The organism is Ligilactobacillus sp., from assembly GCF_036846325.1.
Lineage (GTDB): Bacteria > Bacillota > Bacilli > Lactobacillales > Lactobacillaceae > Ligilactobacillus.
In genome coordinates, this window is record NZ_DAIUCE010000066.1 from 1 (window position 1) to 10628 (window position 10628).

The 10628-nt window shown below is 47.0% G+C and carries 12 protein-coding genes; 4 read left to right on the forward strand and 8 right to left on the reverse strand.

Annotation, left to right across the window (positions count from 1 at the left end; genetic code table 11):
- Positions 1-464 precede the first annotated feature (464 nt).
- The 3 genes from V7Z60_RS06995 to V7Z60_RS07005 form a co-directional block, all read right to left on the reverse strand.
- Positions 465-1949 (reverse strand): MucBP domain-containing protein, encoded by a 1485-nt coding sequence (locus V7Z60_RS06995; protein ID WP_334117121.1) that lies wholly within the window; start codon positions 1947-1949, stop codon positions 465-467.
- A gap of 347 nt (positions 1950-2296) precedes the next feature.
- Positions 2297-3733, reverse strand: a complete 1437-nt coding sequence (locus tag V7Z60_RS07000) for a nicotinate phosphoribosyltransferase (RefSeq protein ID WP_334117122.1) — start codon at positions 3731-3733, stop codon at positions 2297-2299.
- Positions 3734-3819: 86 nt separating this feature from the next.
- Positions 3820-4617 carry an NrtR DNA-binding winged helix domain-containing protein gene (locus tag V7Z60_RS07005; RefSeq protein WP_334117123.1) on the reverse strand — a complete coding sequence of 266 codons (798 nt, stop codon included), beginning with the start codon at positions 4615-4617 and terminating at the stop codon, positions 3820-3822.
- 128 nt (positions 4618-4745) lie between these two features.
- Here V7Z60_RS07005 and V7Z60_RS07010 point away from each other — a divergent pair, with 128 nt between their 5' ends.
- Positions 4746-5087 (forward strand): hypothetical protein, encoded by a 342-nt coding sequence (locus V7Z60_RS07010; RefSeq protein ID WP_334117124.1) that lies wholly within the window; start codon positions 4746-4748, stop codon positions 5085-5087.
- A 198-nt stretch (positions 5088-5285) separates the two neighbouring features.
- A complete protein-coding gene (locus V7Z60_RS07015; protein ID WP_334117125.1) occupies positions 5286-5516 on the forward strand; it encodes a nucleoside-diphosphate kinase in 231 nt (76 codons plus the stop codon).
- 100 nt (positions 5517-5616) lie between these two features.
- On the opposite strand, the gene V7Z60_RS07020 is transcribed toward V7Z60_RS07015, so the two are convergent.
- Positions 5617-6384 (reverse strand): epoxyqueuosine reductase QueH, encoded by a 768-nt coding sequence (locus V7Z60_RS07020; RefSeq protein WP_334117126.1) that lies wholly within the window; start codon positions 6382-6384, stop codon positions 5617-5619.
- A 229-nt stretch (positions 6385-6613) separates the two neighbouring features.
- Here V7Z60_RS07020 and V7Z60_RS07025 point away from each other — a divergent pair, with 229 nt between their 5' ends.
- Positions 6614-6835, forward strand: a complete 222-nt coding sequence (locus tag V7Z60_RS07025; RefSeq protein ID WP_334117127.1) for a hypothetical protein — start codon at positions 6614-6616, stop codon at positions 6833-6835.
- Between the two features lie 33 nt (positions 6836-6868).
- Here the strand turns inward: V7Z60_RS07025 and V7Z60_RS07030 are convergent, their stop codons facing one another.
- Positions 6869-7150, reverse strand: a complete 282-nt coding sequence (locus V7Z60_RS07030; RefSeq protein ID WP_334117128.1) for a hypothetical protein — start codon at positions 7148-7150, stop codon at positions 6869-6871.
- A 115-nt stretch (positions 7151-7265) separates the two neighbouring features.
- Positions 7266-7679: a cupin domain-containing protein gene (locus tag V7Z60_RS07035; RefSeq protein ID WP_334117129.1), complete on the reverse strand. Its 414-nt coding sequence runs from the start codon at positions 7677-7679 to the stop codon at positions 7266-7268.
- A 117-nt stretch (positions 7680-7796) separates the two neighbouring features.
- On the opposite strand from V7Z60_RS07035, the gene V7Z60_RS07040 reads away from it, so the two are divergent.
- Positions 7797-8693, forward strand: a complete 897-nt coding sequence (locus V7Z60_RS07040) for a LysR family transcriptional regulator (protein WP_334117130.1) — start codon at positions 7797-7799, stop codon at positions 8691-8693.
- 358 nt (positions 8694-9051) lie between these two features.
- Here the strand turns inward: V7Z60_RS07040 and V7Z60_RS07045 are convergent, their stop codons facing one another.
- Positions 9052-10200 (reverse strand): class C sortase, encoded by a 1149-nt coding sequence (locus tag V7Z60_RS07045; RefSeq protein ID WP_334117131.1) that lies wholly within the window; start codon positions 10198-10200, stop codon positions 9052-9054.
- A gap of 131 nt (positions 10201-10331) precedes the next feature.
- A partial coding sequence (locus V7Z60_RS07050) for a SpaA isopeptide-forming pilin-related protein (protein ID WP_334117132.1) occupies positions 10332-10628 on the reverse strand: 297 nt, incomplete at its 5' end.

Genomic DNA, 10628 nt, shown 5'->3' on the forward strand with positions numbered 1-10628 from the left:
ACGAACTTATCATGAGCCTTGTTGCTGGTCTGAACCCAATTCAGGCAAGGTGTGGTGCCGAGCGATCATGAACCCGTAAATTAATCTTCAATGAAGAATTATCCCGTATGCAGTACAAAGGAGGCTGGTGAAAAAGTCCCGGTTTCTTTTTTCATTGCGTGACTTTGGTAACGAAAACACTTCAGCGGGATGGCAAAGTTGACTATTTTGGGCGAAATCCACAATTCTGGCCTGTCTTCCCGTCACTTACCTGATCCTGAGTTTGAACGCCTGACAGATGTCTGGTCAAAACAAAAACACGTATGATCCATAAAGCTAATCATGAATCATACGTGATTTAAATTTAAGACAGAGTTTTCCCATCTCAATCGTTCAGCCATCGTAATGAATCGACCTGTCTTCATTCAACTGCCCACTCACTGGAGAAGCTTGTATGGTCAATCCATGTGGCTCTCTGTTAGAAATTATTTCTGCCTGTTATCCAAATTGAAACGACGGTCCAGCATAATCAAGCCGCCAATCGCCAGAATTCCGACAATGACTGCACCAAAGAAGCAGATGTTTGAACTGAAGTCGCCCGTCTGAGGCAAAAGCCCGAAATTATTTTTGCTCGCGCCTGGCTGAACAGCTTTTTGCTTGACGTCAAACTTAGCCGGAGCAGCAACGTTTTCTTGACGCGGCTGATCCTTTTGCCGGTTTGCCTGAATCTTTATCACGTTCCGATTTTCATCTGAACCGGATACAGTCTTTTCCTGCTGCGGGTCTTGATTTTCGCCGCTGCCGTTGTCTTTCTCCGCATTATCAGCTACATAGCTGACCATGCCATCCTTGAACGGATCTTCAGGCGCAGACAAACGGTAACCGTCGCGCTTGTCTGCGCTGATCTGCTGGAGGCTGCCATTGCTGCATTCAGCAGTATAGCCTTCAACATAAGGAACCGTCTGAGTCTGTGCGGCAAGCCTTGTCGGATCTGACGAATCGTTCTGGTATGCGACGTCCTGCTCCGGTTTCCCTGGAACAGAGATCTTCCATGAGCCGAGACGCTTATAAACATAGTTGATCGTCCGGGTCTGGTTGCCAAAATGATTTTCAAGCGGGATTGTCATCCCGCCCACAAATCTGAGACGGGCAGTGCCGTGACCGAACGGCTCAAGCATCATCGAGTTGCCGATTTTCGCTCCGCCATAATAGATATCGGCAATCGCCGTACCGGAGTCATCCATTTGCGTATATTTGATTGTTGCGCCGACACCGCCATGATACTTGATTGTCCGCACGGTTCCGGGAACGTTGCTTTCATTCATGCAATCATCAGCATTTGACGGTGTTCCCGTCAACAGGTATCCGGGGAAGACCCGGCGCCTGGTTTGATAAACCATTCCGGTCATGACGTTGTGTCCGATGGACGGGGCAATCTTATTGCCGTTGTCATCAAGGTAATTAATCGTCTGGTTGATCAGCCGCGGTGTCGGTTCGGATATTTCCCGGGAAATAATCTGCGAATCTGAATCCTTATAATGTTGCAGGACAACATTCGTATCGCCTTCGACCATCACGTCAAAGCTGTCACCGTCATGGTAATAATGCAGCGTAAACGGACGGTTGTTTTGATCTACGTGCCTTAGTGCCCTGTTACTGTTCGGAGCAAGCTTGAAATTATTCGTTACCCCGTTTGGCATAAACTCCCATACGCTGATTGTCTGATCACCATCGCGCCCGATTGCGGCAACGATTTTTGTCGGCTCCTTTGCGTTCACGATGTCCGCATCAAAGAAAGCATACTGACCTGCACCAACAGAACTTGAATATTGCATATAGTTTTCAGGATTGTAGATCGTGTAGTTTTCGTCTGCACGAACGCTGTTGACATAGATTGCAAATACTCCAAGCATTATCGAAAGAATCGTGACAATACCGGATTTCAATCTTTTTTGAAATTCGTCCTTCATAATTTTCCCCCTAAGTAATCCTAGGATTAACTATAGCACAAAATTGGAAAATAGTGTTCACTTTTAATGATTCACCCATAATTCATCAGACATGCAGGTCCACCGGATTTCCTCTGCATTACGGACAAATCTGCATTTATTTCGATTTGACCATAAAATACAGTCCTTGATTACGGGAAACTTGCCAGTTTTTGAGATTTGACCGTAAATTCCAGCTCCCGATTACGGGCAAAACGGCTATTCTGAAGATCCGCCCGTAATGCTGCGTCGTCAAATATTTCTCAGCAGCCAAGAGGACTGCATTTTGACAAAAAGGCCCGCTTCATTTCCGAAACGAGCCTCACTGATTATTGATCTGCAAATTTTGAAACGAGTTCCTGCTGAACTTCATAAAGTTTCGGCGTGATGAACACCGGATATTCATCCGCATTGAGCAGGCGCTTCGTCGAATGCGGCAGCAAGTCGAGCTGCGACTTGCTGAACTTCTGAATCTCAAAGACGTTCGGAAGATTGATCTTGACTTCAGTTCCGTCCATGGCTTCCTTTTGAAGAGGCAGCGCCGTGAAGTCCTTAAGATGCCCCTTCTGCTTCGTAGCCAGCGGATCAGCCTTGTAGGCCGTGAGTTCAGAAGGAAGCTCCTCGTCACGAAGCGTGATGATGTCGGCAAATGCCTTGCCTGATTTGTTGTCGATCAGGCGATAGGTCTGCTTGATGCCGGGAAGCGTCAACTTGCCCTTGCTTTCCGAGACCTTGATCTTCGGAATGAGCCTGTCACCCTTGACAACGGCGGAAAGCTTGTAGACACCACTTAAGACAGGTGAAGACGAGCTTGTGATCATTTTTTCGCCGACGCCGAAATTATCGATTGGTGCGCCCTGTTCGAGCAGGGACTGGATGATGTTTTCATCAAGCGCATTTGAAATCGTGATCCTGGCATTCGGGAAACCTGCTTCATCCATCATTTTACGGGCAGCTTCAGCAAGTTTCGTCACGTCGCCTGAATCAATCCGGATACCGAAATTGCTGTGTCCTTCAGCCTTCAGTTCATTGAAAATTCTGATGGCGTTCGGAACGCCGGATTCGAGCACGTCATACGTGTCGGCCAGAAGCGAGCAGTTGTCAGGGTAGATGTCTGCCCAGGCTCTGAATGCATCGTACTCGCTGTCGAAGGCTTCGATCCAGCTGTGTGCCATCGTTCCCGCTGCAGGAATGCCGAATTTCTTGGCTGCAAGCAGGTTGGAAGTTGAACTTGCACCGCCGATTACGGCTGCTCTTGCACCGTAAGTAGCGCTTGAAGGGCCCTGGGCACGGCGGGCACCGAATTCCATGACGCCGCGCCCCTTGGCTGCTGCCGTGATTCGACGCGCCTTTGTTGCAATCAGCGTTTCATGATTGATGATGCTCAGAAGAAGCGTTTCAAACAGCTGTGCCTGAATCAGAGGACCCTGAATCGTCATCACGGGTTCGCGCGGGAAGATCGGGGTGCCTTCCGGAACAGCCCAGACGTGGCAGCTGAATTTGAAATCAGCCAGATATTCGATGAAATCAGCTGAAAACAGGTTCAACCCCTTCAAATATTCAATGTCTTCTTCTTCAAAATGGAAGTCCCTGAGCTCCTCGACTGCCTGCTCAAGCCCTGCCAATACTACAAAACTGCCATCGTCGGGCATCTTGCGAAAGAAGATGTCAAAAACGCCTTCTTCTTCGCCTAACTTTTCCTTAAAACCGTTTGCCATCGTCAGTTCGTACAAATCGGTCACTAATGCCCAATTGTCTGCATCCATGAGTTTTCCTCCTGTTTAAGTCATAACTACCTTTATTTCACAATAAAGTAAGTTCAACTTTTATATTGAACCTATCTTACACTAATTTACCTTGTTTTGCAACTTTCGTCATCTTCGACCGTTCTTAAAGCGTAGATCTTGGCCGGTCGTCCCGGGCGTTTCTGGACTGTTTCCGTCCCGATTTCCTTCAGCAGGTGCATGTGAGTCTTCCTGAAATTGGAATTGTCGATTGCATCGACCTTCTTCATCAGAAACGGTGCATAGACGCAGCGCGCCTCGCGCATCGTAAACGTGGACCCCAGAACCAGCAGGACGTTCGGGCGATAGTTGAGCTTATTGCGGATTCTTTCGCAGGCCACCTTGAAGATCCAGTCGTAGTCGAATGCGAGGTGCTTTTCGGGATCGTACTCTGCATTTTCATAATATTTCGCCTGACTCGTCGCCTCGCTTGCCTTGAAATGCAGTGCCCCGTTCCGCACCATATAGTGGCCGTCTTCTGCTGAAAACGCAAACCAGCGCGCATCGGTTGCCCCGTATCCGGCCTTGAGCGGCGGCATTTCAGGAAGAAACGTCATGTACGCCAGAGAAAGGATCCGGTCGCGTCCCCGGCCGGAACGCATCGGATTCGTGAAAGTCGCCAGCTGTTCGGTATGAATCGCAGACAGATTCAGTCCGATTTTTTCGCGGACCAGCCTGAGCGCTGCCGCATCCGCGCTTTCTTCCGTTCTCAAATATGTTTCGGGCATTGCCCATGCCCCTTTCTCAGGCTCATTTGCACGCTTGACGAGCAGCATGTTGACTTGACTTGTTGCCCGGTCAAAACTCCAGATAACATTAACGATGTTGATATATGGTCGTTCCAGCAATTCCGTCTGTTCGCTCATGATATTCTCCCTTTCGATTGATACCTATTTACGATTATAGCCTAAATCAGGATTCATGTGTACTCAAAACCGCACCAATGGCTTATAATATAGGTAAATATTCTTTTAAGAAGGGCGGAATTCACAATATGCTGCACATGATTCCTGACGACATGGAACAAGTCGAGGAAAAACTCGCTTGGATGAAACAAAACGGTTACGAACAAACCACCAGACAAGACGTCATCAACGACATGACCAGAGACGGCGTGCAGGACATGCTGGACACGGCGCTTGAAGGTCCGTACTGGACGGCACGCTGGGAAGAGGCAGGCAAATTACTCAAGGTCTGCGGACCTGTCGGCGACGTCATCGGAACTTTAAAACCGCGTGATGAATATGATGACTTTGAAGGAGACCTCGAAGACAATGCCATCCTCTTCTGGCGCAACCTCGCAACGCAAACCCAAAAGCTCATCGGACATGACTGAAAATGAGAAGGATATGCAATTATTAATTATTGTATAAGCAATTGCCATTAAGTGAAAATGCATTTCTCGCAACACGGTATGCGCTTACATTCATTAATATAGATATCTATCTAAATTAGAAATGCTTTTTTCTGCTTGAAACTGCTTGAAATTGTGATAAAATGTTAGTGATTTTTACAGAAAGAAGAATTGCTAACAATGGTTAAAATTAAACGTGCTCCAGTTGCTGGTTTGCACTTGCTTGAGGGCGAAATTGTCAAAAAAAATCTCAAAATTTCTGGCATGAGCTTTAAAAACGTGCCAGTTATTCCTGAAGTAAAAAACGATGATACCAGCTATCACGTTTCCGAACCCGTCTACAAGCGTCTTTATACGTCGCTTCGCAGTCGTCGTTCCAAAGTTGTTGATTTTGACGATTTTGCATGCTGAACACAGAATATACAAGAAAAACAGCCGGAGGTTCATGTCTCAGAACCTCCGGCTGCTTTTTACTATCCTTGTAAATTTATCCGAATCGCTTCAATCACGCTCAGACTTCAACGCCGTCAATCGAAAAGCGAATCTCCGGAAAATCTCTTTGACCGTCTTTTCCTTCCATGAACTTCAAGGCTTCGCGCCTGATCTGCGACAGATCAACACCCTGCTGTCTGGCAGCAAACATGCACCCGCAGTAGCATTGGCGATAGACGTCATATTCCCTGCACATCTCAACGGAACGAAGGTAGCCGTTTCCCTTCTTGAAATCGCTTGGCAGATAATGCACGTCGTAAAATTGCTGAACCTCGATTCCAACAGAATTGATTACCTGCGAATTTTTATGCGGACTGATTGTCAGCGTGCTGCCGAAGTAGTCAAATCCCAGCTCCACGGCTTTCCTGGCAACCGTATCAAGACGGTAGTCAAAGCACGCGCGGCATCTTTTACCGCCTTCAGGTTCTTTTTCAAGCCCTCTTACAGCTTCAAAGTATTCCTGCGGTCGGTACGGTGCAGCAATGAATTGAACGTGATTGCCCGTCCTTTCGTTGAAATCGTGAATGAATTTCTGCTGGACGTATTCTCTTCGCTGATATTCGGCACGGGGATGAATGTTGGAGTTGGCATAGTAGATGGTTACTTCGGCAAATTCAGTCATGCGCTCCAACGTCGTCGTGCTGCACGGGGCACAGCAGGCATGGAGCAGAATCCTTGGCCTGATCCCCTCTTTTTGCCAGTTCTGAACCATTTTCATCATGACCTTGTCATAATTGATTTTCTGATTCAGATTCATCTTTTCAAGTATTTCCTGCAGATCAATCAATTCAAGTTCTTCCTTTCGTCACTTTCAAACCGGATACAATTATTTTATCAAAAGGAGCTCAGGCCTGCGACTTGAAAAAACGGTCCACCCCTCCTCTGATTGTTAAGATTACCGCCAACAATTATAGTTAAAAATCATCTTTCATGCAAATGTTTCACGTGAAACATTATCTGTGCTTGTCCGAAGTACATCTGAATAATATAATGTCTACAGACAGGAGGAAATTTGTATGAAAAAGAACATACCGCTGCTTATTTTCGGGCTCTTCATCTTAGTTGCGCTGGCTTTCGTGCTGTGTACGCTGACCGTCTGGGCCTTCATGTCGAATCAGGGTAAAACCCTGCGCCTCGTTTTGATGCTTGGGGCATTCTTTTCATGCAGTGCATCAATTACTATTTTGACAATTCTGATTACGCACTGGATTTCACGACTGAAGAAAAAGCAGAAATAAAAAGGCTCCGGTCCCCCGGAGCCTTGAGCCGCGTCATCTCAAATGGCGCAGCCATCCTATAAACACATCCAACGGACGCCCCATTGTAAGTGCCTTTTCCAAATCGCTCGCAAGTGTCGGTTTCCTGCGTCGTTTGTTTATCGCATATGACTGAATACGTCCGAAAAGCTCATCTGAATCGAGCTCTTCTTCAAGCAGCTTTTCGCGAACCCACGTACAAATCGCAGCAAACTCCCGGTCTTTTGAGAATTCTTCATTTTTGAGACGTTCATCAATCAAGCTGATGACGTCTCTGGTATGATCTTTTGTAATCACTTTGATCACCTGCCTGGCAAAACGGAATCCGGCAACCATCTAGGCTAATTGTAATCCATTTATGTAAGCGGTGTCAAATGTTTTGGACATATCTTGAAAAACGTTTCAGCAGACATCAGTCAAGCGCAAGGTAGTGGTCATCATCGACCGGTTCAAGCCATTCGCTGGTTCCCTTGGTGATTGCAATGTGCGAAAACCAGCTGTCTTTCTTTGCTCCGTGCCAGTGCTTGATTCCTTCATGAATCGCAACCACGTCACCGGCTTCAAGACTTTGGGCAGGTTTCCCCTCTTCCTGGTACCAGCCGCTCCCTGCAGTCACCAGCAAAAGCTGATAGCCATTGTGGTGAATATGCCAATTGTTGCGACACCCCGGTTCAAAGTTGACGTTTGCAACGTGGACGTCGATATTGTCGTCAACCGGAATCAGACTGTTCAGATAGCTTTTGTTGATGAAATACTTTGCAAAGGCCTTGTTTTCATCTCCGAATCCAAAAAGATCGTTCTTAACCTCATTTTCGTATCTGCTCATGATTTTCACCTCATTTTTGTTGATGACCTTATTGTAATTTTTCTTCTCCATAATGTAAAATACCTGTTTTTTGTAATTCATCATGCTTAGAATGTATAATAACAAAGAGGTGACAACATGGAAACAAGAATGATGAGATATTTTCTGGCCGTGGCACAGGAGGGAAACATCACCAAAGCCGCCGGCAAGCTGCATATCACGCAGCCAACCCTTTCGCGACAAATGAAGGACCTGGAAGAACAACTGGGGGCAAGGCTTTTCGAAAGAGGAAAACGTCAGGTCACGCTGACGAGCGCAGGCATCAGCTTCCAGCAGCACGCAAAGGCCATGCTCCAGTTGCTTGACGATGCCTTGCTTGACTTGAAGAGTACAGAACAGGGGCTGACCGGCATCCTGTCGGTCGGATGCGTCGAAACGGCAATCACGCCCTGCATTTCACAATGGCTGTACGAGTTTCAGCAAATTTATCCGGGCGTAAGATTTTCAATGTACGATGCCTACAGTGACGACATCAAGAACCGGCTTGATCAAAATACGCTTGAACTGGGTTTTCTGGTCGAACCGGTTGAAGCTGCCAAGTATCATTTTTACAAAATCAACAAGCCTGACCGCTGGGGTCTTGTCGTCAGTTCGGAGCACCCTCTTTCAAAACTTGCTGCGATTACGAAGTCCAGTCAGCTTTCAGACATTGAACTAATCCTTCCTGCGCGAAACATCGTCAGAGATGATCTGGCAGATCAGCTTCACTTAAATGACGGTGACCTGAACATCATCGGCTGTACCAACCTGTCTTCAAACTTCTATCCTCTCATTGCATCGGGGGAAGCCGGAATGCTGACATTAGAGGGATCATTCAATCTGCGTAACCAAAGAAACGTTGTCTTCATCCCGCTTGAACCGGAAATAAGTCATCAGCACGTCATGGTCTGGCGTAAGAATGTCGTTCTCTCACCAGTCGCCTCAAAATTTGTCGCATTCGTCCAGAACAAGACCATGCTTTACCCTGAAAACTGAAAAACCCCAGGCAGACGCTTCAGTAATCTGCCTGAGGAACGTGATTTAACGGGAGTTGAAAAGAGGTAGTGACCGGGACAGCTTCTAACATGCTTTTGCGAACTGCAATGCTGGATTGAATCCAATCGAAGAACAGCACTTCAAGATCTTCCGTGCATCGATAATAATCCACACGCTGCCATAAGGAATCAACAAGCTCTGACCTCTTTTCACATCATTGGAAAACAATATTCAGATTCGTCTGAATCTCAAAGCTGACATTCCCTACCCTTTTATTGTAAACGCTTTCTTTGTGAAATGCAAGCTGTTCGACTTCAGGGTTAACTCAAAAAAGCCCCCTGTCCGGGAGCTTTCCTGATTAATGATGCTTTTTGACAATCCAGGTATTTTCGTCGTTTTGAACAATAAAGCTCTTTTGTTTCCTCTTTGGATACAACGCTGCATTTTTCTGACGGAGCTTTCTGATTCCGGCACGTACGCTCAGATGGTCATTCCTGATGCAATAGACGTTTCCGGGAAGATTCGTGAACCTGACTCTGCCATGTTCATCCGATCTGACGATGAACTCCTGTTGGTTGCGGTACAGCCTGCGCCTGCCGTTTCCTGCGAAAAGCTGGAACGGTTCACCGGCAACTGGCACTCCGTTCTCATCGACCACGATGAATTCAAGGTTGATATCGCGCCGTTTAAGCAGGCCGCCGTGGATAATCCTGTACAGGACATAAAATACAGCGGCCAACGCCATGATGCATCCTAAAATAACCGAAGCCTGAATCAAATTGTTCATCAGGGATGCATCTTCGACTTCACGCGCTATCTTCTTTGTGTACGGCACCCGGTACCCTGTCACAAGCATCCGGTGTGAGTTGATCATGTACGGCGTGCACGTCATCAGCGTCGCCAGATCCTTGTCTTTGACAGGGAGCAGCGATTTGACCTTGTTCGGCTTGATGACCTTGATGTTGTAAACCTTGTAGGCCATATTCTTTCCATAAACGCTGATTACAAACAAATCGCCCTTCCTGACCTTGTCGAGGTCCGTAAACAGCTTGCGTTCAGGCAGGCCGCGGTGGGCAGCAATAACGGTCCGCTTTCCCTTTCCGCCGGTCGGAAACGATGACCCCTGCAGGACAGCCGCACCGTAATTGAGGGTATCGGCTGTCGTCAGATTGAACAGCGGCACGTTCACGTTGATCTTCGGAATCACGACGCGCCCCAGCAAATGCCTGCGCAGCTTCCTGGCATTCATGTTGCCCGTCCCGCGAAACGGGTCCCTGGCAGCCTTTTTAGCAGCACGTTCATTTTCTGCTCTGAGCTTTGCAAGTTCTCTGGCATTTCTTTTGGCGTCAAGTTTCTGAGCTTCTTCGACACGCCTGTTATCAATAAAGTTATTTATCGATTCAACATAGAAGGGATACAGCATAATCAGCAATCCTGCCAGAAAGACAATCATCAGCAAAACTTGGATCCAAAAACCATTTTTTGATTTCTTCTTTTTTTCAGCCATTCTTTTTCCTTTGATACTCAATTGACATTACGTTCAGTTTAACACAAAAAGGGATCGGAAAGTTCATTCCCGACCCCCAAAATTGGTATATGAATAATGAGCTATTTAGTTGTGATGAATCGAATCACGAATTAGATGTTTTCACGACGGTTGCGGCGTGCAATCATAGCACCTGCAGCACCAGCCATTACAACGACACCGGCAGCGATGAAGAGAACGATACCCATGCCGCCTGTTGATGGAAGGAAGCCGCCCTTCTTCGTGTTGGAAATCTTCTGACCGTCAGCTGCTTGAACCGTCTTGTAGCTGTCCTTTGCAACTGTGAACAAAACAGGATCCTTAAGCAAGTCGTAGCCTGTAGGAGCTTTAACTTCCTTTACGGCATATGATTCGCCGGCTTCAAGTTCTGTAGAGTACTTCAAGCCTGC

What these genes read in the sequence shown, in the direction of transcription:
- V7Z60_RS06995 (WP_334117121.1), bottom strand. Translation starts at nt 1,949, where the DNA reads ATGAAGGACGAATTTCAAAAAAGATTGAAATCCGGTATTGTCACGATT.
- V7Z60_RS07000 (WP_334117122.1), bottom strand. Translation starts at nt 3,733, where the DNA reads ATGGATGCAGACAATTGGGCATTAGTGACCGATTTGTACGAACTGACG.
- V7Z60_RS07005 (WP_334117123.1), bottom strand. Translation starts at nt 4,617, where the DNA reads ATGAGCGAACAGACGGAATTGCTGGAACGACCATATATCAACATCGTT.
- V7Z60_RS07010 (WP_334117124.1), top strand. Translation starts at nt 4,746, where the DNA reads ATGCTGCACATGATTCCTGACGACATGGAACAAGTCGAGGAAAAACTC.
- V7Z60_RS07015 (WP_334117125.1), top strand. Translation starts at nt 5,286, where the DNA reads ATGGTTAAAATTAAACGTGCTCCAGTTGCTGGTTTGCACTTGCTTGAG.
- V7Z60_RS07025 (WP_334117127.1), top strand. Translation starts at nt 6,614, where the DNA reads ATGAAAAAGAACATACCGCTGCTTATTTTCGGGCTCTTCATCTTAGTT.
- V7Z60_RS07035 (WP_334117129.1), bottom strand. Translation starts at nt 7,679, where the DNA reads ATGAGCAGATACGAAAATGAGGTTAAGAACGATCTTTTTGGATTCGGA.
- V7Z60_RS07040 (WP_334117130.1), top strand. Translation starts at nt 7,797, where the DNA reads ATGGAAACAAGAATGATGAGATATTTTCTGGCCGTGGCACAGGAGGGA.
- V7Z60_RS07045 (WP_334117131.1), bottom strand. Translation starts at nt 10,200, where the DNA reads ATGGCTGAAAAAAAGAAGAAATCAAAAAATGGTTTTTGGATCCAAGTT.